This window comes from Novosphingobium chloroacetimidivorans (genome assembly GCF_014204535.1).
In the GTDB taxonomy this organism is placed as follows: domain Bacteria; phylum Pseudomonadota; class Alphaproteobacteria; order Sphingomonadales; family Sphingomonadaceae; genus Novosphingobium; species Novosphingobium chloroacetimidivorans.
This window is the reverse complement of sequence record NZ_JACHLR010000003.1, coordinates 307,904-333,380: the sequence shown is the minus strand read 5'-3', so window position 1 is coordinate 333,380 and position 25,477 is coordinate 307,904. Positions and strand designations below refer to the sequence as shown.

Below are 25,477 nucleotides of genomic sequence, written 5' to 3'. Positions count from 1 at the left end.
GTCGAACGAGGCCTCGCTCACCCGCACCCGCCGTGTACCGAAAGCCAAGCTTTCACCTGGCTCCAGTGCTGCGGCATATAACCCAAATGGTTCTAAATGTCAAGCCGCATCGTCGTTTCAGGCTTGGTCCGAATCGACGATGCGGCAGAGTTCAGCCTCAGCGCGCCCGCTGCACATCGTCCTGGCTGACCGGCGTGATCTTCACCTCCACGCGGCGGTTCTTGGCGCGGCCTTCGGCGGTGGCGTTGTCGGCGACAGGATAGCTCTCGCCCATGCCCTGCGTCTGGATCCGCGCGGAGGAAACCCCGCGGCTGATCAGGTAGCGGGCGACCGCATCGGCGCGGCGCTTGGACAAGTCGAGGTTGTAGGCGTCCGAACCGGTCGAATCGGTGTGGCCGTACACGTCGATCAGGCTGTCCGGATACTGCACCATGCTCTGCGCCACACGGTCGAGCGCGGCCTGGAACGAGGGGCTGATCTCGGTCGAATCCACCGCGAAGGTCACGTCGGGCAGGTTGAGCAGGATGCCGTCGCCATTGTCGGTGACGTCGATGCCCGAGCCGGCGGTCGATTCGCGCAATTCGCGGATCTGCTTGTCCTTCTGGTAGCCGATCGCGCCGCCGGCGACGCCGCCGATGCCGGCGCCGAGGATGCGCGCGGTCTTGCCGCCGATCACGCTGCCCAGCAGATAGCCCAGGCCCGCGCCGCCGACGCCGCCGATCGCGGTGCGCGACACCTTGCGCTCGCCGGTGTTGGGATCGGTCACGCAGGCCGAAACGGAAACAAGCGCCAGCGCCGCAGCGGCGGAGGTGAACAGACGGGACTTCTTCATCTCAGGACCCTTCTTTTTTGGCGCCCTTTCATGGAAGCAGGGCGGTGTGTGCTGCTGTGCGCTCAACGGCGGTGAACGATAGCGCCGGAACGGATTGCCGCGCCTTCGGTTCCACATGGATGATCGCGCGCGCTTCGCTTCGTGATCTTTGTCTGCTAGCGCCGGATCATCGTGACCCCTTTCCCCTGGACCGACCTCTTCATCATCGCCGCACTGATCCTGGTGAACGGCCTTTTCTCCATGTCCGAACTGGCGATCGTGTCGGCCAAGCCGGCACGCCTGCGCGGCGCGGCCGACAAGGGCAGCAAGTCCGCCCGCACCGCGCTGGCGCTGGCCGAGGATCCGGGCCGGTTCCTCTCGACCGTGCAGATCGGCATCACCCTGATCGGCATCGTCGCCGGCGCCTATTCCGGCTCCAGTCTGGGCGGCCCTGTGGGAGAGCGGCTGGCCGCGCTGGGCGTGCCACCTCGCTATGCCCCGGAAGCGGGCTTCACCCTGGTGATCATGGCGACGACGTATGCCAGCGTCGTCATCGGCGAACTGGTGCCCAAGCAACTGGCGCTGCGCACCGCCGAGCCGGTTGCGCTGCTGATGGCGCTGCCGATGGCGTTGCTGGCGCGGATCATGGGGCCCTTCGTGTGGCTGCTCGATCGCTCTTCCGCGCTGATCCTGCGGCTGCTCTCGGTGCGCCGTGGCGGCGAGGACCAGCTCACCGCCGAGGAGCTGCACATGATCTTCGCCGAGGCGACTCGCTCCGGCGCGATCGAGGAGGGCGAGCGGGCGATGATGGCGGGCGTGCTGCGCCTGGCCGATCGCCCGATCCGCGAATTGATGACGCCCCGCCCGGAAGTGCACTGGATCGACGCTTCGGCCACCCAGGAACAGCTGCTGGCGCGCATCGCCGATACGCCGCACGCTCTGCTCCCGGTGGCCGAAGGTTCGCCCGACAACGTCGTGGGCGTGCTGCGGGTGCGCGAAGTGCTGGCCGCCATCGTCGAGGGGCGCGCCGCCGACATCACCGGCATGATGCGCCGGGCCGAGACGATCCCCGACCAGATCGACGCGATGGACGCATTGAAAGTCCTCCAGCGCGCCGAAGTGCCGATGGCAATGGTGCGCGACGAGTACGGGCACCTGGAAGGCCTCGTCACCCCCAGCGACGTGCTGGCGGCGATCGCCGGCGACTTCGTCAGCCACCAGGACGAAGGCGACCACCCGATGCTGGTCGAGCGCGAGGATGGCTCTCTGCTGATCTCGGGCGCGATGCCGGCCGACACGCTGGCGGACCGGCTGGGCATTGAACTGCCCGAAACCCGTGAGTTCGCGACCGCGGCGGGCTATGTGCTGGCGGTGCTCAAGCAGGTGCCGACGGAGGGCGAACACTTTTCCGAGCAGGGCTGGCGGTTCGAGGTGGTCGACATGGACGGCCTCAGGATCGACAAGCTGCTGGTCTCCAGCGAGCGCGTCGATGACGAGGGCGACGAGGTGACGGGGGATTGAGCGAGCCTGCGGGGGTTAGACACAGCTGAGCTATGTCATGCGAGCTTAGTTTCGTCGTCCCCGCGAAGGCGGTGATCCCGCGTCTTTCTACCTGATCCGCAAGGCCGCTCGACAAAGCGGGGCCCCCGCCTGCGCGGGGGCGACGGGGGATGAGGGCGTTGGTTCCGCAGGCAACATCTCCCACCCCCTATGCTCGTCATTCCCGCGAACGCGGGAATCCATCTCCGGTCCTTGCCGGAAACCCGAGCCGAGTGCGTCGCGTAAGCTCGATGCCTAACGCCATTGCGCACCCTCGTCCGAAATTCGAGCGCAGGAGATGGATTCCCGCCTTCGCGGGAATGACGAAGGAGAAGCGGAGAGGCCTACGCCCCGACCACCGCCTGCGCGCTCTGGCCGTCACCCTCGGGCGCGGAGAGGATCTGCTGGGTGACGCGGCCCTTGGCGACGGTGTGCGTCGCATTGTCGCCCACCGTCGAGCGGATCGATGGGTCGGACGTGCCGGCAAGGCCCAATGCGCTGGTCTCGACATCGCTGCGCGCGGAGGGGCCACCGAACAGTGCGTCGAGGGTCTGGCCCTGCAGTGTCTCGTCGGAAGGGCGGGGCACGCCCTGCTGCGGCGGCTTCAGCGCGAAATCGGGCGGGACCACCAGCGGCGACTGGCGCTGCACGGCGAACTCGTCCGGACGATCGCGGTTGAACAGGCCGGTGCTGCCGCAGCCCGAAAGCGCCAGGGCGCCGGTTGCCACGAGGATCAGTTTGGACACGGTCTTCATCAACGCAACTCTCCGGAGGCGGGCTCAACCTGCGCCACTTGTTCCGGCTTTTCGCGCGAAAGCAGGGAGCGGGCAAGGATTATCAGGACACCGATGCTGATCGCGGCATCGGCGAAATTGAAGATCAGGAACGGCCGGAAATCGCCGAAGTGCAAGTCGGCATAGTCGATCACGAAGCCATGATCCCAGCGATCGCGGATGTTGCCCAGCGCGCCGCCGAGCACCAGCGCCAGCGGCAGCACATCGGCCAGCAGGCGCTCGCGCAGCATCCACACGGCGACGAACAGGGCGATCGCTCCGGTCGCCGCGATCAGCAGGAAGCGCATCTCCACCGATCCGGCGGTCAGCAGGCCCAGCGAGATGCCGTAGTTCTCGGTCCAGCGGAAATCGAAGAAGGGCAGCACCTCCACCACGCGCACGTTGTAGAGGTTGAGGCCCTTGTCGACCCAGATCTTGATGGCCTGGTCGATGACGAAGACCGCCAGCGCCAGCACCACGCCGATCATCCGGTTGCGCCAGGCGTGCCTGTTCTCGATGCTCATGCGGCGGGTTCCAGCGTGCTCACGACATCGTCGCAGCGGGCGCAGAGGGCGCCATCGTCCTGCACTTCAGGCAGATGGCGCCAGCAACGGCCGCATTTGTTCATCTCGGTGGGCGCGACCGCCACTGCATCGCCCTGGCCGCGCGAGACTTTCGCGGTGATGAACAGTTCCGCGAGATCGGCGTCCGGCGCGGTTTCAGGCACGGTCACTTCGGCGGCGAGGCTGGAGCCGACGATCTTGTCACGCCGCAGCGGCTCGATCGCTTCGGTGACCTGCTGGCGCAGCGCGCGCAAGGTCGCCCAGCGGGCGAGGTCGGCTTGCGCTTCGGGCACCTCGGGCCATTCGAGCAAGTGGACGCTGTCGGCGCCGGGGTAGCGGCTCTGCCACACTTCCTCGGCGGTGAAGACCAGCACCGGCGCGGCGTAGCGGATCAGCGCCTGGAACAGCGTGTCGAGCACGGCACGATAGGCGCGGCGCTTCGGATCGCCGGGAGCGTCGCAGTAGAGGCTGTCCTTGCGGATATCGAAGAAGAACGCGGACAAGTCCTCGTTGCAGAAGTCGATCAGCGCGCGGACGTAAGTGTTGAAATCGAAGTCCGCGACCGCCTGCCTCAGCGTGGCGTCCAGCTGGCCCAGCAGCGTGAGCACGTACCGCTCAAGCTCGGGCATCTCCTCGACCGGCAGCGCCTCGGCGTCATCGTAGTCGGCCAGCGCGCCCAGCATGTAGCGGAAGGTGTTGCGCAGCTTGCGGTACTGGTCGGCAACGCCCTTCAGGATCTCGTCACCGATGCGGTGATCCTCGGTGTAGTCGACCGACAGCGCCCAGAGGCGAATGATGTCGGCGCCGTTGGTCTCCATGACCTTCAAGGGGCTGACCGTGTTGCCCAGCGACTTCGACATCTTGAGGCCCTTGGCGTCCATGGTGAAGCCATGGGTCAGGACCGCGTTGTACGGCGCACGGCCGCGAGTGGCGCAGCTTTCGAGCAGCGAGGACTGGAACCAGCCGCGATGTTGGTCCGAGCCTTCCAGGTAGAGGTCGGCCGGCCACGACAGCTCGGGCCAGCGGCCGCTTTCCAGCACGAAGGCGTGCGTGGAGCCGCTATCGAACCAGACGTCGAGGATGTCGGTCACGCGCTCGTAGTCGTCGGCCTGGTACTTGCTGCCGAGGTATTCCTGCGCGCGGGCATCGGACCAGGCGTCGACGCCGTCCTGCTTCACCGCGGCGACGATGCGGGCGTTGACTTCGGGGTCGACGAGGTACTGGCCGGACTTGGCGTGGACGAACAGCGTGATCGGCACGCCCCAGGCGCGCTGGCGGCTGAGCACCCAGTCGGGCCGCCCTTCCACCATCGCACCGATGCGGTTGCGGCCCTTTTCGGGGACGAAGCGGGTGTCGGCGATGGCCTGCAGCGCGGTTTGGCGCAGGGTGCGCTGCGGGGTCTCGACTTCGCTCGACCCGAACGGGGAAGAGGAACCCTCATTTTCAACTCCGTTCGTGTCGAGCGAAGTCGAGACACGCTGGCCTCCCACACGATCCATCGGCACGAACCACTGCGGCGTGCAGCGATAGATCACCTTGGCCTTCGAGCGCCACGAATGCGGGTACGAATGCTTGTAGTCCGCACTTGCCGCCAGCAGCCCGCCGGCCTCGCGCAAGTCGGAGCAGATCGGACCGTCGGGCGCGTTGAACTTGGGGTTGATGACCGAGCCCTGACCGCCGAGCCATGGCCAGTCGGCGCGGTACTTGCCGTCGGCCTCGACCACGAACTTGGGACCGATGCCGTGCGCCTTGCACAGCTCGAAGTCGTCCTCGCCATGGTCGGGCGACATGTGGACGAGGCCAGTGCCGCTGTCGGTGGTGACGAAGTCGCCGGGCAGCATCGGACGCAGTTCGGCGAAGAACCCGCCGAGGTGATGCATCGGGTGACGGGCAAGGGTGCCGGCGAGGTCGGAGCCTACAAAGGAGATAACTTTGCCGGTCTCGTCAGTGACCTGCCACCACTCGCCCGGGTATCGCTGCATGAACGCGGAGTAGAGTAAGGCGGCAACGACAAATTTCCGGTCACCTTGCTGCACCAGGAGGTACAGAACGTCAGGCCCATACGCGAGCGCCTGGTTCACCGGGATCGTCCACGGCGTCGTCGTCCAGATCACCGCATGCGCGCCGACCAGTTCGGGCACCGGGCTCTCGATGATCTCGAACGCAACGTCGATCTGGGTCGAGACGATGTCCTCGTACTCGACCTCGGCCTCGGCCAGCGCGGTCTTTTCGACCGGGGACCACATCACCGGCTTGGCGCCGCGATAGAGCTGGCCGCTCTCCGCGAACTTGAGCAGTTCGGCGACGATAGTGCCTTCGGCCTGCGGGTCCATCGTCAGGTAGGGATTGTCCCAATCGCCGTTGATGCCGAGGCGCTTGAGCTGCTCGCGCTGGACGTTCACCCACTCGGCGGCATAGGCGCGGCACTCGGCGCGGAACTCGATTGGATCGACCTGGTCCTTGTCCAGCTTCTTCTTGCGGTACTGCTCCTCGACCTTCCACTCGATGGGAAGGCCGTGGCAGTCCCAACCGGGCACGTAGGGCGCGTCCTTGCCCAGCAGCGTCTGGGTGCGCACCACCATGTCCTTGAGGATGTGGTTGAGCGCATGGCCGATGTGCATGTCGCCATTGGCATAGGGCGGGCCGTCGTGGAGGATGAACTTCTCGGCCCCGGCGCGGGCCTCGCGGGTCTTGGCGTAGAGGTCCTGTTCCTGCCAGCGCGCCAGGATCGCCGGCTCCTTCTGGGGGAGGCCGGCCTTCATCGGGAAGTCCGTCTTGGGCAGGAAGACGGTGGATCGGTAATCGCGCTCTTGGGTCATGACCTGCGGCCCTTAGCCGCGAGCGGGGCGCGGTGCAATTTATGGTTGGGGGGCTGCCCCTCCACCACTCGCTACGCGAGCGGTCCCCCTCCCCGAGACAAGCTCGGGGAGGATTGGCACCGTCGCTTTCAGATCCTCCTCGAGCTTGCTCGGGGAGGGGGACCGCCAGCCATCGGCTGGTGGTGGAGGGGCTTCTTACTTCGCCGCCGGCGCCGCCGCCGAGGCATTGGCCGGCAAGCCGCCCAGTTGGCTCACCAGCTTGGTGTAGGCGTCGAGATAGGCCAGCACGATGATCTGGCCGATCTGCGTGTTCTGGTAGCCGCCGCCACCCGCCGCGCCGAAGGTGCCGCCGAAGAACCCGCCGCCGGCGCCGCCGAAGCTGACGTCGCTCTTGCGGGCATAGCCCTCGGTCAGCGCTTCCTCGACCGTGGTGCGCGAATTGACGATCGAGAGGGTGACGTTCGCCTCTCCCTTCTTGACGTTGAGGCCGCCCGCGATCGCGCCCAGGCCACGGCCGAACATGCCGCCGAGACCGCCGAGCACCGCGCCCATGCCGCCGCCGCCCGAGTTGTTGTTGGTGGAAACGATGTCGGGCTGGAGGAAGTAATCTGCCGCCTTGACCTGGCCCTTGCCCAGGTTCGATCCGCCCTGCAACTCGCCATCGTCGGCCAGCGCGCGCTCCATCGAGCGGCTCTGCATCGAGCGCCCGCGGTTGACCAGGGTGAAGCAGCCGGACTTCTGCACGAAGATGCGCAGGATCGCCTCGGGGCTGCCCAGGCTGAGCTCGCGCCACCACTGGTTGTCCGGCTCGACGATGGCGACGGTGCCCAGGTTGCGCGAGCAGACGGGGATCGCCTGCGTGCCCTGCGCCTGCAGCTTGCGGCCAGACGACTGGTCCGCCAACGCGGCGTTGCTGGTGAATGCAATGGTCAGCGCAACCGCTGCACCGATGTACTTCATCATGATTTCGACCCTCCTGCTTTGCCGTCATTATGACGACAAACCGCGATGCCCTTCGCGGCCCCGCGCCTTACTTGCGCAACTTGCAGCTGCAAACAAGCTCTTCTGCACAGGGGTGTGAAAAGGGGCTTTCCAGGTCCTCCCCTGCAAGGGGAGGTGGCAGTCCGCAGGACTGACGGAGGGGTGTCACCGCCTGCGTAATGTGCGACCGAGAGGGCTACACCCCTCCACCACCCCCTGCGGCGGCGGTCCCCCTCCCCTTGCAGGGGAGGATCTGGGTCAAACCGGCATCACGGCCATGTTGTCGATCAGCCGTGCCTTGCCGATGCGCGCGGCGACCAGCAGGCGCATCGGCTTGGGGCCGCGCGCCATCAGCACCGACAGATCGGCCGCATCGCACAGCTCGGCATAGTCGACCGAGAGGAACCCGCTCGCCAGCAGAGTGCGCGCGAGGTGCGCCAGGGCATCGCCGACATCGACCCCGCTCTCGATCTCGACAATGGCGGCGCGCATGGCCTGGGGCAGGGCCACGGCAGCGGCACGCTGCTCGGGCGTGAGGTAGGCGTTGCGCGAGCTCATCGCCAGGCCATCGGCCTCGCGTACGGTGGACACGCCATGGATCGCGTCGGCGCGCGGCAACGTCAGGTCGAGGTCGCGCGCCATGCGGCGGATGACGGCGAGCTGCTGCCAGTCCTTCTCGCCGAACAGGGCCAGATCCGGCCGCACCTGGTTGAACAGCTTGGACACCACGGTGGCGACGCCATCGAAATGACCGGGCCGCGCAGCCCCGTCCAACCCTTCGCTCACGCCGGACACAGAGACGTTGGTGGCGAAGCGGGCAGGATACATGACCTCGACGCTCGGCGCCCAGACCAGGTCCACGCCCTCCGCCTCAAGAAGCGCGCAATCGCGTTCCAGCTGGCGAGGATAGGCGTCCAGATCCTCGTTCGCTCCGAACTGGAGCGGGTTCACGAATATCGAGACGACGACGCTTGCCGCCCGCCGTCTCGCCTCGCGCACCAGGGTGAGATGGCCCTCGTGCAGCGCGCCCATGGTGGGCACCAGGGCCACCGGGCCCTGGCTGCGCAAGGCGTCGACAGCGCTTCGCAGTGGATCAAGGGTGTGGATCAATTGCATTGCGGCGGCACGCTCCGATATGATGTCGGCAGGATCGGACTCAGGGTTGCGCGATGTGCCGCGCCAGCTGCGAGCCGGCAACGTTTTTAGATAGCCAGGGAAAAGACCGTGACAGCGCACCGCATCGTCTTCGCCAACGAGAAAGGCGGCACCGGCAAGTCCACCACCGCGGTCCACGTGGCCATCGCGCTCGCGTACCAGGGCGCACAGGTCGCGTGCATCGACCTCGACCATCGCCAGCGCACGCTGTTTCGCTACATGGAGAACCGCCTCGACACCGAGAAGCGGCGCGCCATCGCGCTGCCGGGCACGCGCTTCACCTACTACGACGGGCAGAGCGTCGAGGAGCTGGAGGAGATCGCGGCCGAGATCGGCGCCGGGCAGGACTTCCTGCTGTTCGACACGCCCGGCAAGGACGATCCGCTCGCCCGCCATGTCGCCACCACCGCCGACACGCTGGTGACGCCGCTGAACGACAGCTTCGTCGATTTCGACCTCATCGGCCAGGTCGAGGGCGAGACCTTCAAGGTGAAGAAGCTCTCCTTCTATGCGGAACTGATGTGGGAAGCGCGCAAGAAGCGCGCGCACTCGACCATCAACGAGGCGAAGCGCGATCTCGACTGGGTGGTGGTGCGCAACCGCACCCAGCAGCTCCAGGCGCGCAACATGAAGCGCCTCGACGGGGCACTGCAGGAGCTGTCCAAGCGCGTGGGCTTCCGCATCGCCGGTGGCCTGTCGGAGCGCGTGATCTTCCGCGAGCTGTTTCCCTCGGGCCTCACCTTGCTGGACAAGGGGCACCTGGGTGACCTTGGTACCAGCCACCTGGTCGCGCGGCAGGAACTGCGCGGCCTCGTCGCCGGGCTGAACCTGCCCGTACCCACCCGCCCGCCCGTTTCGGACGAGGCGGAACTGGCAGTCGCGGCGGAGTGAGCCTGCCCTTCGTCATCCCGCAGAGAGGTACCCGCGCGTGATCAAGCTCGTCATCCTGGTCGCGCTCGCGCTGGTCGCATGGAAGCTGGCGACGGGGCGCTGGCCCTGGCAGCCCAAGGCGGTGAGCGGCCCTTCGGTGCAGGATCGCGCCGGCCGCCAGCGCGCCAGCACGTTGCTGGGCGTGGCGCCGGGCGCCGGGCGGCAGGACATCATCGAGGCGCACCGCCGGCTCCTCGCGCAAGTCCACCCCGATCGGGGCGGCAGCAACGAGCTGGTGCACGAAGCCAATGCGGCGCGCGACACGCTGCTGGCCGCGCTGCCCCCGCACGCTACGGACTGATGCCGGCAGCCTGGACCGGTCCTGATCGAATGACATCGCTTCACAATCCCGTTCGTGTCGAGCGAAGTCGAGACACGAGAGCACTGCCCCAACGTGTCTCGACTTCTCTCGACACGAGCGGATCTGTCTATGTGGTTTCACGCAAACAGGACAGATCGTAGGTGGCCCACGCATTCGATCCCACGATCCTGCGCGAATACGACATCCGCGGCGTGTTCGGTACCACGCTGGGAGTCGAGGACGCGCAGGCGATCGGCCGCAGCTTCGGCACGCTGGTGGCGCGTGGCGGCCCAGGTCTCGGCAGCAAGGGTGCGCAAGCGTGGCCCAAGGTGGTGGTCGGCTACGACGGACGCCTGAGTTCGCCGATGCTGGAAAGCGCGCTGATCACCGGCCTCATCGCCAGCGGTGTCGATGTGGTCAGCGTCGGGCTCGGGCCGACGCCGATGCTGTACTACGCCGAAGCCTCAATGCAGGATGTGCAGGGCGGCATTCAGATAACTGGCAGCCACAATCCCGCCGATCACAATGGCTTCAAGATGGTACTTGGCGGGGCTCCGTTCTTCGGTGCGGATATCCAGACGCTCGGCGCGATGGCGGCCGAAGGCGACTGGGATGACGTTGTCGGGGAAGACGGGCGCGAAGCTGGCTGCGTCACCCGGGTCGATATCCTGGACGCCTATGTCACGCGCCTGCTGCAGGGCATCGACGGGTTGCCCGCCGACAGGCTTGCCGCCATGCGGATCGGCTGGGATGCGGGGAACGGCGCGGCCGGCCCCGCCCTCGAGCTGCTGACCAGCCGCATGCCAGGCGAGCATCACCTGCTCTTCACCCAAATCGACGGAACGTTTCCCAACCATCATCCTGACCCTACCGAAGAGTGCAACCTTGCAGACTTGCGGGCCCTGGTCGCGGCCAAGAACCTCGATTTCGGAGTCGCTTTCGATGGCGATGCCGACCGCCTGGGCGTGGTCGACGGGCAGGGGCGGGTGATCTGGGGGGACCAGCTGCTCGGCGTGTTTGCCGAGGACCTGCTCCGCGAGCTGCCCAACGCCACCGTGATCGCCGACATCAAGGCCAGCCGCGCGCTGTTCGACACCATCGCCGCGCATGGCGGCAAGCCGCTGATGTGGAAGACCGGGCACTCGCTGATCAAGGCCAAGATGCAGGAAACCGGCGCGCCGCTGGCCGGCGAGATGACCGGGCACGTGTTCTTCAAGCATGGATACTATGGCTTCGACGACGGGCTCTACGCCGCCGTGCGCCTGATCGCCGCCTCGCTACGGCTGGGCCGGACGGTGACCGAACTGCGCGGGGCGATGCCGGAAATGTTCAACACGCCCGAGCTGCGCTTCCGGGTGGACGAAAGCCGCAAGTTCGCCGCGGTCGAGGAAGTGCGGGAGCGGCTTGCCCGGACCGGCGCCGAGGTGGTCGACCTCGATGGCGTGCGGGTGACAACGTCCGACGGCTGGTGGTTGCTCCGGGCATCGAACACGCAGGACGTGCTGGTTGCCCGGGCCGAGAGCGGGACGGCAGAGGGGCTGGAGCGGCTGCTGGGACAGATCGACGAGCAGCTGGCTTTGTCGGGGCTGCGGCGGGGGTAGCGCCGTTGCGCTTCTCCCTCCACCAGCCCCAAGAAGAAAGGGGAGCCGCAAGGCCCCCCTCCCTCAATCGACGATGGGCTGAAGCTCAGCTCGTCTTGTCGCTCGTGCGCGAGGTGCTGCCGACGCCCGCCAAGGCGGTCGAGCCGACACCCTCGGTCGTGTTCGCGCCACCGGTGCTCGAGGTCGAGGACGAGCCGGTCGTCGACGAAGTGCCGGTCGACGAACTGCCGGTGCTGCCACCGAGGCTGAGGCTGGTCGACCCGGTGCCCTGGCTCGAGGTTCCGGTGCCGCCGCTCAGGCCAGAGCTACCCGACGTGCCCGAGCCAGGCCCGGTGCCGGCGCTGCTGCTGCCGGTGAACCCGGACCCGCTCGACCCGTAGCTGCTCGACCCATAGCTGCCGCCAAAACTACCGGCGCTCGAGCTGCGATCCTGGACGCGCAAGTTGTTCTGCACGTGCTTCACGCCGGAGATGTGCTCGACGCAATCCTCGGCCCGGCGCTTGGCGTCGCGGCTCTCGACGGTGCCGTCGAGCGTCAGCTCGCCGTCCTTGACGCTGACCGTGATGTGGCTGGCATCGATGTGGTGATCGTGCGTCAGGTGATCGTTGGCATCCTCGCGGATCCGCTCGTCGGAACGGGTGTAGTTCGAAGGTCCGCGTCCGCGATGGCTCTGCTGCTGGCCGTAGCTCCGGCCCTGCTGCTGATCCTGACGCTGATCCTGCTCCCGGCGGCGCGAGGCATCCTCGTCACCGAACCAGCTGGCGATCTCGTCACCCGCCTTGGCCAGGAAACCGCGGCTCTCGCCGTACTGGCGCCAGCTGCCGTAATCCTCGTGGCCGGAGCGGTTGCTGCTGCGGCTATGGCGATCGTCGTCGTCGCGGTTCAGCCAGGCGCCGACACCATAGCTGGGGCGATAGGATTCGCTCGACCGCGCACCGCCGGAGACGCCGCCGCCGCGGTTGTAGAAGTCACGCCCGCCGTAGTCCTCGCTGGTAAAGCTGCCGAAATCGTTGCCACCGCTGGCATCGTAGTTCCGGCCGGCATAGCCCCGCGTCGCCTGGTCCTGGCGTCCCTGCGAGCTCTGCCAACCGCGCCCGCCGCGATCGTGATCGGGGCCGTAGCCGCCGCGCGCCTGGTCGTAGTTGCGCGAAGCGTCGCGCTGATCGCGGCGCAAGTCATCGTCGTTCAGCTGGCCGCGATAGCTCGAGCCGCCACGGTAATCCTGCGAGGCGCCGCGGCTGAAATCCTGGCTGCGCCCATAGTTGCTGCTGCCGTAACCGCTGCTGCCATAGTCCTGGTCGCCGTAGCTGCCACCGAATTGGCTGCCCTGGCCCGAGAAGCGGTAGTCACGCGAGTTGTCGTCGCTGCCGCCGCGCTGGTTGCTGTCCTGCTGCCAGTCACCGCCTTGCTGGCGGAAGGTGTCGCCCTGCCACTGGCTGACCTGGCCGGATTGGCTCGAGTGGTTGGGCGAGCCGGACTCGCTGCGGTATCCGCCGCCTTGCTGCTCGCTGCGGCCATAGGGATTTTGACGATCGCGTTCGTTCATCGGATTTCTCCATTGCTTGGGTGCTCGGGAGCGGGACTGATGTGCTCGAAGGCGCACACGTTTCCCGATCCCTCCCAGTGAACCTAGAACGCGGCGCTCCGGCGCTTCGCTCCACCGCTGGGCGCACGATGTGCTCCGTCGAACGCAACATAAGTTGTTGTAACAGCGCGGTTACATCTCGCATGTGCAGCATGGTTGAGAGCGGCGCCTGTCGGGTGGCGCGAGGTGACAGGCGGCGGGTCGTTGCGCGGCATCGTGAGATGGATCTCTGCGTTCGGGGAATAGCGAGAGCATCCCAATCTTTTCGCGCCCTTGTTGCGATACGCCAGCATTGCTCGCGACGAGCACGCGGCGGCTGGCACCGACACCGACTGACCTCGCCTTGAAGCGGCCGCCAGGTGCCTCCTTGTTCACCCGCCTTGTCCCGGCGCCGGCTTGTCGCCACTTTGGTCCGATGCCCGCGACCGACCTGCCGCCCGAGATCGAAGCCTGGTTCGCCGGGCGAGGGTGGCGGGCGCGGCGGCATCAGGCGGAGATGCTGCAGGCCAGCGACGCCGGGCTGCACGCGCTGCTCGTCGCCGACACCGGCGCGGGCAAGACGCTCGCCGGGTTTCTGCCGACGCTGGCGGCGTTCTGCCCCTCGCGGCTGGACGGCGCGCCTGCGCCCGAGGGGCTGCACACGCTCTACGTCTCGCCGCTCAAGGCGCTCGCGCACGACGTGCAGCGCAACCTGCTCACGCCCGTGGAGGAGATGGGCCTGGGCCTGCGGATCGAGACTCGCAGCGGCGACACCCCGTCCGATCGCAAGGCGCGGCAGCGCGCACGTCCGCCTCATGTGCTGCTGACCACGCCCGAATCGTTGTCGCTGCTGCTGAGCTATCCCGAAGCGGCGACGCTGTTCGCTGGGCTCAAGCGCGTGGTGATCGACGAGATCCATGCCTTTGCGACCGGCAAGCGGGGGGATCTGCTCGCGCTGGCGCTGTCACGGCTGCAGGCGCTCGCGCCGCAGTTGCAGCGCGCCGGACTCTCGGCGACGGTCGCGGTGCCCGAGGAGTACCAGGGCTGGCTGGCGCCGTGGGGCGACATCGACAGCGTCGCGCTCGTCCAGGGCGAGAAGGGCGCCGACCCGCACGTCGCGATCCTGCTTCCCGAGGGGGAGCGCATCCCCTGGAGCGGGCACGCGGCAACCTGGGCGATCCCGCAGCTCTACGCCCAGATCAAGGCGCACCGCACCACGCTGATCTTTACCAACACGCGGTTCCTGGCCGAATACATCTTCGAGTGGCTGTGGGATGCCAACGACGACAACCTGCCGATCGGCATCCACCACGGCTCGCTGTCGAAAGAGGCGCGGCGCAAGGTGGAAGGCGCGATGGCGCGGGGCGAGCTGCGCGCCCTGGTCTGCACCGCCAGCCTCGATCTGGGGGTCGACTGGGGCGACATCGACCTGGTCGTCCAGATGGGCGCGCCCAAGGGCTCCTCGCGCCTGCTGCAGCGCATCGGGCGCGCGAATCACCGGCTCGATCAGCCCAGCAAGGCGCTGCTGGTTCCGGGCAACCGGTTCGAGTTCATCGAGGCGATGGCGGCGCAGGAGGCGGTCGAGCTCGGCATCCGCGATGGCGAGGATTTTCGCGCGGGCGGCCTCGACGTGCTCGCCCAGCACGTGATGGGCTGCGCCTGTGCCGGGCCGTTCCGCGAGGAGAACTTGCGCGCCGAAGTGCGCAGCTGCTTGGCCTATGCCTGGATCGACGAGGCGATCTTCACCCGTGTGCTCGATTTCGTCGCCACCGGCGGCTACGCGCTGCGCTCTTACGACCGGTTCAAGCGGATCGTGAAGGACCGTGACGGCACCTGGCGGCTGGCGCACCCCGAGCATGCCGCGCGGCACCGGCTCAATGCCGGGATCATCGTCGATTCCGAGATGCTGGAAGTGCGGTTCCGCAACGGCCGGTCGCTGGGCAAAGTGGAGGAAATGTTCGGCGCCAGCCTCAAGCCGGGGGACACCTTCCGCTTCGCCGGCATCGATCTCGAAGTCGAATCGATGAAGGATCTGGAGCTGGTGGTGCGCGCCGCCAGGAAGTCGGCGACGATCCCCAGCTATACCGGCCTGCGCCTGCCCATCACCGGGACGCTGTCGGAGCGCGTGCGCGAGATGCTGGCCGACCGGGCGGGCTGGGCGCGGTTTCCCGACGACGTGCGCGAGTGGCTGGAGGTGCAGGACTATCGCTCGCACCTGCCGGTCCCGGGGCGGCTGCTGGTGGAGAGCTTTCCGCATCGCGGGGTCGAGTACACGACGTACTACACGTTCGAGGGCTGGAACGCGAACCAGTCGCTGGGCATGTTGCTGACGCGGCGGATGGAGGATCGCGGTCTGGGCCCGCTCGGCTTCGTGGCCACGGACTACACGCTGGCGGTATGGGGCTTGCAGGCGGTGGAGGATCCGGTCGACCTCCTCTCGCCCGACATCCTGACGCACGAGTTCGTCGACTGGGTGCAGCAGTCGCACTTGCTGCGCCGCGCCTTTCGCGAGGTGGCGGTGATCTCCGGCCTCGTCGAGCGGCAGCAGCCGGGCAAGAAGAAGTCGGGCAGGCAGGTCACCTTCTCGACCGACCTGATCTACGACGTCCTGCGCAAGTACGAGCCCGACCACCTGCTGATCCAGGCCGCCTGGGCCGATGCCCGCGAGCGCATGACCGATGTCGGCCGGGTGGGCGACGTGCTCGACCGGGCAGCGACCCAGATCGACCATGTGCACCTCGATCGCATCAGCCCGCTGTCGGTCCCGGTGATCTCGATGATCGGGCGCGAGAACCTGCCGTCGGGCGCGGCGGACGACGACCTGCTGCTGGAGGCGGAGAGCCTGGCCTCGCTGGCTATGCGGACCGATCCGGTGGTCGAGGTCGAGGGGGATTAGGGTTCACGCGGAGGCGCGGAGACGCGGAGGAAGAAAGAAGAATAATTCGCGCAGAGGCGCAGAGAGGAGGAAGAAGGAGGGGGTTGGACGCCGCAGGCGCGATATGCCTGCCGACTTCTCAGTGCGGGTTAGAGGGCGGCTTCGCCGCGATTTTTCGGCCGCCAGCTTCCTCATGCTTTTTCGCGCCTCTGCGCCTCTGCGCGAAAAGTGGTTTCCCATCCTGATCTTCTCCGCGTCTTCGCGCCTCCGCGTGAAACTCCCTTCATCGCCTACAAAAGAAAAGGGGCGGATCGCTCCGCCCCTCCAGGACCCTCTCGGGTATGTACCCGTCAGCTTACTTGCTGAACTGGGAGAACTGCTCGTTGCCGACGAAGCCGAACTTGGTGATCTGCGAGGCCTTGATGATCTGCAGGACCTTGGCCGACAGATCGTAGCTGGCGCCGCCGTCCGGCTGGAACTGCAGCTCGGGCTCGACCTTGAAGGTGAGCGATTCGCGCAGGTTGTTCACCAGGATCGGACCGTCGATCTGGGTGCCGTTCCACAGGATCTTGTCGTCCGGCGTGATCACGACCTTGTTCTTGACCGGATCGACCGGCGGGGGCGTGCTCGTCGGCGGCGTGGCCACCGGCAGGTCGATGTCGATCGAGTGGGTGGCGACCGGGATGGTGATGATGAACATGATCAGCAGCACGAGCATGACGTCGATCAACGGCGTCGTGTTCATCTCCATCATCGGAGAGCCGTCGTCCTTGCCGCCTGACATTGCCATGGGGAAGTACTCCTAGTTTCTTGTTCTGAGCCGCGTCAGGCGTTCGGATCGACGGGGTTCGAGATGAAGCCCACCGTCGGATAGCCCGAGACCTGCACGTTGTAGATGGCACCGGCCACGCAGCGCCACGGAGCCTGCACGTCGCCGCGGATGTGGACCTGCGGGATCGCGTCGGGGTTGTTCTTCAGCGCCTCCGGGCCGCCCTCGCGCTTGACGATGTCATCGAGGCGCTTGAACGCACGGTCGCGGAGTTCTTCCGAAGTGACCGGGGTGACGTTGTTGAAGTACACGCGGCACTCGCCATTTCGCGAAGCGCCGGCGAAGCCCGGCTCGCCGGCCGCGCGACCGGCATCGTCGGTGGTCGAGACGGTGAGCAGCAGGTTCTCGACCTTGTCCTTGGATTCGGTCGATTCGATGATCGGAATGCGCAGCTTTTCGATCGTCTGGATCGCGACCGGAACCGCGATCAGGAAGATGATCAGGAGCACCAGCATCACGTCGACGAGCGGCGTGGTGTTGATGTCGGACATGGGTGTTTCTGCACCGCCTCCGCCCGTAGAAATCGCCATAGTGTTGTCCTAGTTCCTAGCCCTGGATCCGAGGGTCGACCTCGGGAACAGGTGCGAAGGGGCGCGCATGCCCGCCCTTCGCACCTGCAGCCGGTGTCTTACGACTTGACCGGAGTGGCGGCGGGCTTCGCCGGAGCGGCGACCGTCTTGGCCGGGGCAAGCGCAACGGCAGGCTTCACCGCACCACGCGAGGTGATGTTGGCGAGCACGTCGTTCGAGAAGCCGGTCAGCAGCTCGGCGATGCGCTTGTTGCGGGCCTGCAGGTAGTTGTAGGCGAGCACCGCGGGAACCGCGACGAGCAGGCCGAGCGCGGTCATGATCAGAGCTTCACCGACCGGGCCGGCGACCTTGTCGATCGAGGCCGAACCGGCGAGGCCGATGTTGATCAGCGCGCGGTAGATGCCGACCACGGTACCGAACAGACCGATGAACGGCGAGGTCGCACCCACGGTGGCGAGGAAGGGCAGACCCGAAGCGAGGCGGGCGTTGACCGAAGCTTCCGAGCGGGCGAGCGAGCTGTGCATCCAGTCGTGGGCTTCCAGCGCGTCGGTCATCTTGGCGTGCTGCTCTTCGGCCGAGAGGCCGTCGTCGACGATCTGGCGCCATGCGCTGTTCTTCTCGAGCTTGGTGGTGCCTTCGCGCAGCGTCGGCGCCTTCCAGAATGTCGAGCGGATGGTGTTGTACTGGCGCAGGATCTTGGCCTGTTCGAAGTACTTGGTGAACAGGATGTAGAACGAGCCGAAGGACATGATGCCCAGGATCACGACGGTCGCATAGGCGATGAAACCGCCCTGCTCGAGCGCTTCGGCGAAACCGAACTTGTTCTGCGGCGCGCCCTGGGCGCCGGCGGCGAGAAGGTCAACGATAAGCATGCGGTTTAGTCCTCTTGAAACAGAAACTTGCTAAGTGGATGTGCTTGGCAGGCGGCGCGTGCCGCCCGCGGATGTCACGAAAGCGGCTTACTCCGGGATGACCCAGCGAATGCGGTTCGAGTAGCTGCTCTGTACCGGCTGACCGTTCTGCAGTGCCGGCTTGAAGCGGGCGCGGCGCGTCACGTTCTTGCAGGTGGCGTCGTCAAGCTCGGGCGTGCCGCTGGAACTGGTGACGGTGCAGTCCACCACGCGGCCATCGGTGCCGACGGTGACGCGGAAGCCGGTGGTGCCCGTCTTTTCCTCACGCAAGGCGCGCTGCGGATAGTCGTCCGGGGTGGCCCAGGACGCGGGGTTGCCGCGCGGCTGGGCGGCAGAGGTCGGACCCGTTGGCGCCGGCGGCGCAGGCGGTGCCGGTGGAGCCACGATCGGCGGACCGGCCAGCACGACCGGCGGCGCCGGCGGCGGGGCGACCGTCACGGTCTGGATCTGCGGCGGCGTCGTCGCGACGTTGATCTTCACCGGAGGAGCGACCGGCGGCGGCGGAGCCTCCACCTTCTTCTCCGGAGGTGGTGGTGGCTCCTCCTCCTTCTTCGGTTCCTCTTCCTTGATGTCCACGGTCGTCACCTTCTGGACCGCCTTCTTGTACGCCTCATAGGCGAGACCGGTGACGAGCGCGTAACCAATGAAGATATGTATCAGCGCAACAATGACGATCGCGGTAACCTTGTTACCGCTCATCGATTGGTCAGCGTAAGCCATTCAGATACATCACTCCATCTAACAGGGCCCGGGCAAACCCGGGGGAGCCCACGAACGCCGCCCCTGTGGCGCCCGTGAAGAAACTATTATGTCCACCCTGACGACAAACGACCCGCTCTTCCAGAGCGCAATCGCTCCTGGAGCAAACCGCGGGGACGTTTTTTTGCTGTCATCCCCGATTTTGCGCAATTCTTAGCGGTGAAGGTCAACCCGTGCAACGCTCTTTCGGCCTGCCATCCGTTAACTTTCGATTCAGTAGCCACACGCAGGACTTCGCCTTATCCCGGTGTGATCGATCCCACCCGGTTTGGTGACGCGATGCGGCCGTGGCATGACAGGGGCCGGGAGAATCTTGGAGATTGCGCAGATGACCTTTCCCCGTCGGCCCCTGGCGGTGGCTCTACTGGCCCTCGCCGCCGGTGCGGTGCCGGTTGCATCGGTGACGGCACAAGTGCCAACCCTGGTGCCCGCGACCTCCGCGCCCACCGCGCTGACTTATGCGGACCTCGCCGCATTGGCCGATTCGGCGCCGCTGGTGGTGCGTGCCCGCCTGCGCAAGCTGGTGCGGGTCGAGGACGCGCGCATGCGCCCGGCCGCTCCGGGTACGGCACGCTTCTATATCCAGGCCGAGACGCGGGCGCTGATCACCGGCGGCAGTCCGATCGGGCAGGCCTTCGCCTACCTGGTAGACCTGCCGGTAACCGCGAAGGGCAAGCCGCTCGCGCGCAAGAAGGACGAGGTGATCCTGTTCGCCCGCACGGTGCCGAGCCGTCCCGGCGAGCTGCAGCTGGTGCGCCCCGGTGCGCAGATCGCCTGGAGCGAGGCGACGGAAGCGCGGCTGCGCACGATCATCACCGCCCTGCTGGCGCCCGACGCGCCGGCGCGGGTGACCGGCGTGCGTGAGATGATCCACGTGCCCGGAACTCTGGCCGGGGAGGGCGAGACCCAGATCTTCCTCAATACGGCCGACAACTCCGCCGCCAGCATCACCGTGCGTCGCCAGCCCGGCCGGCCGCCGCAATGGGGCGCCTCGTTCTCCGAACTGGTCGCCGAACTCGGCAGTCCGCCGGAGCGCGACACGCTGCAGTGGTATCGGCTCGCCTGCGCGCTCCCGGCCAGCCCGCCGCCCGAGGCGAACATGTCGGAAGGCGAAACCTCGCGCGCGATGGCCGAGGCCGACTATCGCTTCGTCCTCGATGCGCTCGGGCCGTGCCGCCGCGCGTCCTGACATCGTAGCGGCCGGCGGGGATTAGCCGCTGGCCATCGCGCGTCTGCTCGCTTAGGGCGCGCGTCCGAAAGGGAGCTCCATGGCTGAACCGCTGAACATCGCCCTCGCCGGGCTCGGCACCGTTGGTGCGGGCGTCGTGCGCCTGATCGAGACGAATGCCGAACTGATCGCCCGCCGCGCGCGTCGCCCGATCCGCATCAGCGCGGTGAGCGCGCGCGACCGCACCAAGGACCGCGGCGTCGACCTGTCGGGCTATCGCTGGCTCGACGATCCGGCGGACGTGGCCGGGCAATCCGACATCGACGTGGTCGTCGAGATGGTCGGCGGCTCGGACGGTCCGGCACTGGCATTGGCGAGGAAGGCGATCGCCGGGGGCAAGTCGTTCGTCACCGCCAACAAGGCGATGATCGCGCACCACGGCCTGGAACTGGCCGCAGCCGCAGAGGCCGCGGGCGTCGCGCTCAAGTTCGAAGCCGCGGTCGCGGGCGGGATTCCCGTCATCAAGGGGCTGAGCGAGGGCGCGGCTGCCAACGCGATCGAGCGGGTCTACGGCATCCTCAACGGCACCTGCAACTACATCCTCTCCACCATGGAGGACACCGGCCGCGACTTCGCCGACGTGCTCGCCGAAGCGCAGCGCCTGGGCTATGCCGAGGCCGACCCGACGTTCGATGTCGAGGGCATCGATGCGGCGCACAAGCTGGCGATCCTGGCCGGCATCGCCTTTGGCACCCGGCTGCGCTTCGATGCGGTGGAGACCACCGGCATCTCGGGCGTGATGGCTGCCGACATCGCCCAGGCCCGTGCGCTCGGCTACGTGATCCGCCTGATCGGCACGGCCGAGATCGATCGTCGCGGCGCTGCTCCCGGCCTGTTCCAGCGCGTGCGGCCGCACCTGATCCATTGCGACCATCCGCTCGCCAGCGTCGATGGCGCCACCAATGCCGTCGTCGCCGAGGGCAATTTCATGGGCCGGCTGCTGTTCCAGGGCGCCGGCGCGGGCGAGGGGCCGACGGCGAGCGCGGTCGTCGCCGACCTGATCGACATCGCCCGCGGCGAGAAGGGCGCGGCGTTCTCGATGCCCAGCCACGAGCTCGAATCACTGGAACCGGCGCAGTCGGGGCATCGCCTCGGGCGCTCGTACCTGCGCTTCATCGTGCCCGACCGGCCGGGCGTGCTCGCCGAGATCACCGCGGCGATGCGCGATGCCGGCGTCTCGATCGAAAGCTTCATCCAGAAGGGCCGCGGCGGCGAAGAGGGCGAGGTGATCGTCGCCCTGGTCACTCACGAGGGTCCGGAATCGGGCGTGAGCGAGGCACTGCGCATCCTCCAGGGCTCGGACAGCGTCGCCAAGCCGCCGCTGGTGATGCAGATCATCGGAGGGTAAACGCGCCAGGGTCGAGGGCCGGCGTCGTCCCGGGCTCGACCCGGGACCGGTTCCGCCATGTCCCAGGCTCTCGCATGCGCAGCGGGGCTCGTCGCGACCGCAACCGGTCCCGGGTCAAGCCCGGGACGACGCCAGGCTATGGCACCTTGATCTCGCCCTTGGCGATCCTGTCCGCGTCAGACCCGGCCGGCGCCTCGGGAATGCTCGACAAGTCGATCATGTAGGCCTTCGGGCCGGCGCAGGGCGGGATCAGGCACATTCCCCCCATCGTCGGCTTGCCCTTGAAGATGCCGTTGCCCGAGACGTCGGGAGGCGTCAGGCGGCCGTCGTCCGTGCCGGCCCTGCCGGTCGGATCCTCGGCGCTGCTCGACTGCGCGCGGAACTGCTCGTTGTCGCGCGCGCACACGATGATGTCGTCACCCTTGGGCGCCTCGCAGCGCGGGCGGACGGGCTTGGCATACTTGCCCACGCGCAGCATCAATCCGCGGGCCACTTCGCGGTCGGCCTCGGAAACATTCTGGGCGATCGCGGGCGATGTCGCCGCAAGTGCGAAGAACAACGCGAGGATGGGGGCGCTTCGTCTCGACAATCACAGTTCCTCTGTCTAAGCGCATCGTGCCTTTTAGCACGCCGTACCCGCTTAATCCGGAGTGAACATGCAGAACAAGTCGACGCCCGCAAGCAAAGTTCTCGATCGCGTTCTCGTTCTGGAGATGGTCCGCGTCACCGAAGCCGCCGCCATCGCCGCATCCGAGCTGATCGGCCGGGGCGACGAGAAGGCGGCGGACCATGCCGCCGTCGAGGCCATGCGCAAGGCGTTCGACGGGCTCTACATGGACGGCACCGTGGTCATCGGCGAGGGTGAGCGCGACGAAGCGCCGATGCTGTTCATCGGCGAGAAGGTCGGCGGCGCGCCGGGCAGCGGCCCCAAGATCGACATCGCGCTCGATCCGCTGGAAGGCACCACCATCTGCGCCAAGGCCGGACCGAACTCGCTGGCGGTGCTGGCAGCTGCGGAAGAAGGCGGCCTGTTGAACGCGCCGGACGTCTACATGGACAAGCTGGCGGTCGGTCCCGGTTACCCCGAGGGCATCATCTCGCTCGACAAATCACCGACCGAGAACGTCAAGGCCGTCGCCGCCGCGAAGGGCGTCGAGCCCGGCCAGATCAACGTCTGCGTGCTCGACCGGCCCCGTCACGAGGCGCTGATCGCCGAGCTGCGCGCTCTGGGCTGCGGCGTCGTGCTGATCGGCGACGGCGATGTCGCCGGCGTGATCGCGGTGACCGACGAGGATACCACGATCGACCTGTACATGGGTTCCGGCGGCGCGCCCGAGGGCGTGCTGGCGGCTGCGGCCCTGCGCTGCGTCGGCGGCCAGTTCAACGGCCGGCTGCTGTTCCGCAACGACGACGAGCGCGGCCGCGCCCGCAAGTGGGGCATCGAGGACCTCGACCGGATCTACAAGCTGGAAGACCTCGCCAAGGGCGACTGCATCTTTGCCGCCACGGGCGTCACCAGCGGTTCGCTGCTCGATGGCGTGAAGCGCCTGAAGGGTGGCAAGATGACCACCGAGAGCGTCGTCATGCGCGCGAGCTCGGGCACGGTGCGCTGGATCAAGGGCGAACATCGGACCCGGTGAGATGTGAGGGCCGCCATGCCAAGGCGGCAAACAACTCTCAATTCCGTCATCTCTGATCTCCGTCGTCCCCGCGCAGGCGGGGACCCCGCTTGTTCCTCTTGCACCGGGCGCGGAGAAAGAAGCGGGGCCCCCGCCTGCGCGGGGGCGACGATCGATCCGGCTCAGGGCAGATCCCCAGGGCGGAGGGCGCACGCGACCAGCGACCGAATCGCACGCGAAGCGGTATACGCCAGACTTTGCTGCATGATTTGACGGCCGGCCCTCCCCAGCCTCATCTTGCAATCGCGTGACGCTCGGTTAGAGGCGGGCGCGTCTCGGGTGGCCAAGGAACAGCTCGCAATGAAGATCATGTCCGGCAACAGCAATCTGCCGCTGGCGCGCGCAGTGGCGGCCTACCTCGAGCTGCCGCTGACCGATGCCAGCGTGCGCCGCTTCGCCGACGAGGAGGTCTTCGTCGAAATCCACGAGAACGTGCGCGGCGAGGACGTGTTCGTGGTCCAGCCGACCAGCTTCCCGTGCAACGACAACCTGATGGAACTGCTGATCTGCATCGATGCGCTGCGCCGCGCCTCGGCCAAGCGGATCACCGCGGTGGTGCCCTACTTCGGCTATGCCCGCCAGGATCGCAAGCCGGGCCCGCGCACGCCGATCTCGGCCAAGCTGGTCGCCAACCTGATCACCCAGGCCGGTGCCGACCGCGTGCTTTCGGTCGACCTGCATGCCGGGCAGATCCAGGGCTTCTTCGACATCCCCACCGACAACCTGTTCGCCGCTCCGGTGATGAGCGCCGATATCCAGGCTCGCTATGGCGAGCAGGAGCTGATGGTCGTCTCGCCCGACGTCGGCGGCGTGGTGCGCGCCCGTGCGCTCGCCAAGCGGCTCGACAACGCGCCGCTGGCGATCGTCGACAAGCGCCGCGACAAGCCCGGCCAGTCCGAAGTCATGAACATCATCGGCGACGTGAAGGGCCGCTGCTGCATCCTGATCGACGACATCATCGATTCGGGCGGCACCTTGTGCAACGCCGCCCAGGCGCTGCTCGATGCCGGCGCCAAGAGCGTCACCGCCTATATCACCCATGGCGTGCTCTCGGGCGGGGCGGTCGCGCGGGTCAACAACTCGGCCCTGACCGAGCTGGTGATCACCGATTCGATCCTGGCGACCGACGCCACGAAGGACTCGACCCGCATCCGCACCCTGACCATCGCGCCGCTGCTGGGCGAGGCGATCCGCCGCATCGCCGACGAAAGCTCCGTCTCCAGCCTGTTCGATTGATCGGGTCGCAAGGCAGCCATCCTCTCCCCACGCGGGAGAGGTGGCGCCGGCCATACCCTATTCCCAGGGCCGCTTGTCGCCCGGCGCAAGCCTGTTCATCATCTCGAGCCGGCGCGCCTGCCGCGCTTCCAGGGTCAGCGTCAGCAGGGGCTGGGGCAAAGCGGTGAACTGGCGCGGCGACATGCCGAACAGCTCCACGAATTCGCGGATCAGGTGGCTTTCGTCGTAGTAGCGCAGCGCCAGCGCCTCGCCCTCGTCGCCATCGGCCACACCGCGCAAGTGGCTCGCCATGTCGAGCGCGCGCGCGCGCTTCAGCACTTGCTTGGGCGGCATGCCGAAGTCGCGCAGCACCAGCCGCTCCAGCCGCCTGCGGTCGACCTCGAGCTCGCGGGCGGCCTGGGCGACCGACATGGCCGGATCGGTGAAGGCGATCTCCTCGAACCGCGCGGTGATCGGTTCGGGTCCGGCGTCCTTGTGCTCTACGATCGCCCTGCGCACCGCGTCTTCAAGGCTGGTCAGCCAACCTTCCGGAGAACCTGCGGGATCGAAGAGCGACAGCAGGTATTCGGGCGACCACTTGCGAGTTGGAACCACTCGGTCGACGTACTGGGGTAACACCGGTCCCATCAGCGCGGTGCAGGCGCTGGGTCGCAGCGATAGTCCGATCGAGATGAAGTCGCCACGCACGCGAACCGGCATCAGGCGGGAATGTGGTCCGCAAAACAAGGCGCCGCGCGTATGATCCTGCACTCCGTCGAGAGTTGCCAGCTCGAACGCGCCCGCAAGCTGGATGCGGATCCCGGCCGTGTCGGCGAAGAGTCCGCACGCCAGCGTATGGCCGGGCTGCAGGTGCAGCTTGGCCACGGAAAGCCGCGCGACCCATGCGGACAAGTCGGGCGACGGAGCGCGATTGTAGGACAGCGGCTGACCATCCCGCGTCACACCATAGGCGGGCGCGATGCGAGGGTCTACGGCCGGTCGCGAAGAACGGATCATGCCCCTCTCAAGTTGCGTTGGTGTCCAGCATAATGGTTAAAGCGTATCG

At 67.2% G+C, this 25,477-nt stretch carries 22 protein-coding genes; 9 read left to right on the top strand and 13 right to left on the bottom strand.

All coding sequences use genetic code 11. The annotated features are described in order from the left end of the window. Nucleotides 1-157: 157 nt before the first annotated feature. Nucleotides 158-832: a YiaD family glycine zipper/OmpA-like lipoprotein gene (locus HNO88_RS05555; RefSeq protein WP_184243075.1), complete on the bottom strand. Its 675-nt coding sequence runs from the start codon at nucleotides 830-832 to the stop codon at nucleotides 158-160. A gap of 171 nt (nucleotides 833-1,003) precedes the next feature. Between HNO88_RS05555 and HNO88_RS05550 the strand changes: the two genes are divergently transcribed. Further along, on the top strand, nucleotides 1,004-2,332 hold the full coding sequence (locus tag HNO88_RS05550; RefSeq protein WP_184243074.1) for a hemolysin family protein: 1,329 nt from the start codon (nucleotides 1,004-1,006) through the stop codon (nucleotides 2,330-2,332). Nucleotides 2,333-2,694: 362 nt separating this feature from the next. Here HNO88_RS05550 and HNO88_RS05545 read toward each other — a convergent pair whose 3' ends face one another. The 5 genes from HNO88_RS05545 to panC form a co-directional block, all read right to left on the bottom strand. Continuing rightward, a complete protein-coding gene (locus HNO88_RS05545; protein WP_184243073.1) occupies nucleotides 2,695-3,105 on the bottom strand; it encodes a DUF3035 domain-containing protein in 411 nt (136 codons plus the stop codon). Further along, a complete protein-coding gene (gene lspA, locus HNO88_RS05540) occupies nucleotides 3,105-3,647 on the bottom strand; it encodes a signal peptidase II (RefSeq protein ID WP_184243072.1) in 543 nt (180 codons plus the stop codon). Before lspA ends, HNO88_RS05545 begins: the two co-directional genes overlap by 1 nt. Then, a complete protein-coding gene (ileS, locus tag HNO88_RS05535) occupies nucleotides 3,644-6,505 on the bottom strand; it encodes an isoleucine--tRNA ligase (RefSeq protein WP_184243071.1) in 2,862 nt (953 codons plus the stop codon). The genes lspA and ileS overlap by 4 nt, the downstream gene beginning before the upstream one ends. Nucleotides 6,506-6,700: 195 nt before the next feature. Beyond that, nucleotides 6,701-7,465, bottom strand: coding sequence for a CsgG/HfaB family protein (locus HNO88_RS05530; protein WP_246381221.1), 765 nt, complete (start codon nucleotides 7,463-7,465; stop codon nucleotides 6,701-6,703). Nucleotides 7,466-7,744: 279 nt separating this feature from the next. After that, nucleotides 7,745-8,602 carry a pantoate--beta-alanine ligase gene (gene panC, locus HNO88_RS05525; protein ID WP_184243069.1) on the bottom strand — a complete coding sequence of 286 codons (858 nt, stop codon included), beginning with the start codon at nucleotides 8,600-8,602 and terminating at the stop codon, nucleotides 7,745-7,747. Nucleotides 8,603-8,710: 108 nt separating this feature from the next. Here panC and HNO88_RS05520 point away from each other — a divergent pair, with 108 nt between their 5' ends. From HNO88_RS05520 to pgmG, 3 genes are all read left to right on the top strand, one after another. Next, nucleotides 8,711-9,532, top strand: a complete 822-nt coding sequence (locus HNO88_RS05520; RefSeq protein ID WP_184243068.1) for a division plane positioning ATPase MipZ — start codon at nucleotides 8,711-8,713, stop codon at nucleotides 9,530-9,532. 37 nt (nucleotides 9,533-9,569) lie between these two features. Next, nucleotides 9,570-9,872 (top strand): J domain-containing protein, encoded by a 303-nt coding sequence (locus HNO88_RS05515; RefSeq protein ID WP_184243067.1) that lies wholly within the window; start codon nucleotides 9,570-9,572, stop codon nucleotides 9,870-9,872. A 161-nt stretch (nucleotides 9,873-10,033) separates the two neighbouring features. Next, on the top strand, nucleotides 10,034-11,473 hold the full coding sequence (gene pgmG / locus HNO88_RS05510; RefSeq protein WP_184243066.1) for a phosphoglucomutase/phosphomannomutase PgmG: 1,440 nt from the start codon (nucleotides 10,034-10,036) through the stop codon (nucleotides 11,471-11,473). Between the two features lie 85 nt (nucleotides 11,474-11,558). Here pgmG and HNO88_RS05505 read toward each other — a convergent pair whose 3' ends face one another. Further along, nucleotides 11,559-13,019, bottom strand: a complete 1,461-nt coding sequence (locus HNO88_RS05505; protein ID WP_184243065.1) for a BON domain-containing protein — start codon at nucleotides 13,017-13,019, stop codon at nucleotides 11,559-11,561. Between the two features lie 454 nt (nucleotides 13,020-13,473). Here HNO88_RS05505 and HNO88_RS05500 point away from each other — a divergent pair, with 454 nt between their 5' ends. Continuing rightward, nucleotides 13,474-15,933 carry a ligase-associated DNA damage response DEXH box helicase gene (locus HNO88_RS05500; protein ID WP_184243064.1) on the top strand — a complete coding sequence of 820 codons (2,460 nt, stop codon included), beginning with the start codon at nucleotides 13,474-13,476 and terminating at the stop codon, nucleotides 15,931-15,933. Between the two features lie 334 nt (nucleotides 15,934-16,267). Here HNO88_RS05500 and HNO88_RS05495 read toward each other — a convergent pair whose 3' ends face one another. From HNO88_RS05495 to HNO88_RS05480, 4 genes are all read right to left on the bottom strand, one after another. Continuing rightward, nucleotides 16,268-16,702 carry an ExbD/TolR family protein gene (locus HNO88_RS05495; protein WP_184243063.1) on the bottom strand — a complete coding sequence of 145 codons (435 nt, stop codon included), beginning with the start codon at nucleotides 16,700-16,702 and terminating at the stop codon, nucleotides 16,268-16,270. Nucleotides 16,703-16,737: 35 nt separating this feature from the next. Beyond that, nucleotides 16,738-17,271 carry an ExbD/TolR family protein gene (locus tag HNO88_RS05490; protein ID WP_184243062.1) on the bottom strand — a complete coding sequence of 178 codons (534 nt, stop codon included), beginning with the start codon at nucleotides 17,269-17,271 and terminating at the stop codon, nucleotides 16,738-16,740. A 98-nt stretch (nucleotides 17,272-17,369) separates the two neighbouring features. Beyond that, on the bottom strand, nucleotides 17,370-18,143 hold the full coding sequence (locus tag HNO88_RS05485) for a MotA/TolQ/ExbB proton channel family protein (RefSeq protein WP_184243061.1): 774 nt from the start codon (nucleotides 18,141-18,143) through the stop codon (nucleotides 17,370-17,372). 87 nt (nucleotides 18,144-18,230) lie between these two features. Beyond that, nucleotides 18,231-18,902, bottom strand: a complete 672-nt coding sequence (locus HNO88_RS05480) for an energy transducer TonB (protein WP_184243060.1) — start codon at nucleotides 18,900-18,902, stop codon at nucleotides 18,231-18,233. Nucleotides 18,903-19,269: 367 nt separating this feature from the next. On the opposite strand from HNO88_RS05480, the gene HNO88_RS05475 reads away from it, so the two are divergent. Together HNO88_RS05475 and HNO88_RS05470 are read left to right on the top strand one after the other, a co-directional pair. Then, nucleotides 19,270-20,130 carry a hypothetical protein gene (locus HNO88_RS05475; protein WP_184243059.1) on the top strand — a complete coding sequence of 287 codons (861 nt, stop codon included), beginning with the start codon at nucleotides 19,270-19,272 and terminating at the stop codon, nucleotides 20,128-20,130. 79 nt (nucleotides 20,131-20,209) lie between these two features. Further along, a complete protein-coding gene (locus tag HNO88_RS05470; RefSeq protein ID WP_184243058.1) occupies nucleotides 20,210-21,517 on the top strand; it encodes a homoserine dehydrogenase in 1,308 nt (435 codons plus the stop codon). 136 nt (nucleotides 21,518-21,653) lie between these two features. Here HNO88_RS05470 and HNO88_RS05465 read toward each other — a convergent pair whose 3' ends face one another. Further along, the gene (locus tag HNO88_RS05465) at nucleotides 21,654-22,106 is read right to left on the bottom strand and encodes a hypothetical protein (RefSeq protein WP_246381196.1); all 453 of its coding nucleotides are present in this window, start codon (nucleotides 22,104-22,106) and stop codon (nucleotides 21,654-21,656) included. Between the two features lie 67 nt (nucleotides 22,107-22,173). Here HNO88_RS05465 and glpX point away from each other — a divergent pair, with 67 nt between their 5' ends. Then, entirely contained in the window at nucleotides 22,174-23,157 is a 984-nt protein-coding gene (gene glpX, locus HNO88_RS05460) for a class II fructose-bisphosphatase (protein WP_184243057.1), read from the top strand. Between the two features lie 339 nt (nucleotides 23,158-23,496). Then, nucleotides 23,497-24,432, top strand: a complete 936-nt coding sequence (locus HNO88_RS05455) for a ribose-phosphate pyrophosphokinase (protein WP_184243056.1) — start codon at nucleotides 23,497-23,499, stop codon at nucleotides 24,430-24,432. A gap of 57 nt (nucleotides 24,433-24,489) precedes the next feature. On the opposite strand, the gene HNO88_RS05450 is transcribed toward HNO88_RS05455, so the two are convergent. Continuing rightward, complete coding sequence (locus HNO88_RS05450; protein WP_184243055.1) at nucleotides 24,490-25,428, bottom strand: helix-turn-helix domain-containing protein; 939 nt, start codon at nucleotides 25,426-25,428, stop codon at nucleotides 24,490-24,492. Between the last annotated feature and the right edge of the window lie 49 nt (nucleotides 25,429-25,477).

Coding starts and splice junctions, on each gene's coding strand:
- glpX (WP_184243057.1), top strand. CDS start 22,174: ATGCAGAACAAGTCGACGCCCGCAAGCAAAGTTCTCGATCGCGTTCTC.
- HNO88_RS05545 (WP_184243073.1), bottom strand. CDS start 3,105: ATGAAGACCGTGTCCAAACTGATCCTCGTGGCAACCGGCGCCCTGGCG.
- HNO88_RS05475 (WP_184243059.1), top strand. CDS start 19,270: ATGACCTTTCCCCGTCGGCCCCTGGCGGTGGCTCTACTGGCCCTCGCC.
- HNO88_RS05555 (WP_184243075.1), bottom strand. CDS start 832: ATGAAGAAGTCCCGTCTGTTCACCTCCGCCGCTGCGGCGCTGGCGCTT.
- HNO88_RS05470 (WP_184243058.1), top strand. CDS start 20,210: ATGGCTGAACCGCTGAACATCGCCCTCGCCGGGCTCGGCACCGTTGGT.
- ileS (WP_184243071.1), bottom strand. CDS start 6,505: ATGACCCAAGAGCGCGATTACCGATCCACCGTCTTCCTGCCCAAGACG.
- HNO88_RS05480 (WP_184243060.1), bottom strand. CDS start 18,902: ATGGCTTACGCTGACCAATCGATGAGCGGTAACAAGGTTACCGCGATC.
- HNO88_RS05505 (WP_184243065.1), bottom strand. CDS start 13,019: ATGAACGAACGCGATCGTCAAAATCCCTATGGCCGCAGCGAGCAGCAA.
- HNO88_RS05455 (WP_184243056.1), top strand. CDS start 23,497: ATGAAGATCATGTCCGGCAACAGCAATCTGCCGCTGGCGCGCGCAGTG.
- HNO88_RS05500 (WP_184243064.1), top strand. CDS start 13,474: ATGCCCGCGACCGACCTGCCGCCCGAGATCGAAGCCTGGTTCGCCGGG.
- HNO88_RS05495 (WP_184243063.1), bottom strand. CDS start 16,702: ATGGCAATGTCAGGCGGCAAGGACGACGGCTCTCCGATGATGGAGATG.
- HNO88_RS05530 (WP_246381221.1), bottom strand. CDS start 7,465: ATGAAGTACATCGGTGCAGCGGTTGCGCTGACCATTGCATTCACCAGC.
- HNO88_RS05450 (WP_184243055.1), bottom strand. CDS start 25,428: ATGATCCGTTCTTCGCGACCGGCCGTAGACCCTCGCATCGCGCCCGCC.
- panC (WP_184243069.1), bottom strand. CDS start 8,602: ATGCAATTGATCCACACCCTTGATCCACTGCGAAGCGCTGTCGACGCC.
- HNO88_RS05485 (WP_184243061.1), bottom strand. CDS start 18,143: ATGCTTATCGTTGACCTTCTCGCCGCCGGCGCCCAGGGCGCGCCGCAG.
- HNO88_RS05490 (WP_184243062.1), bottom strand. CDS start 17,271: ATGGCGATTTCTACGGGCGGAGGCGGTGCAGAAACACCCATGTCCGAC.
- lspA (WP_184243072.1), bottom strand. CDS start 3,647: ATGAGCATCGAGAACAGGCACGCCTGGCGCAACCGGATGATCGGCGTG.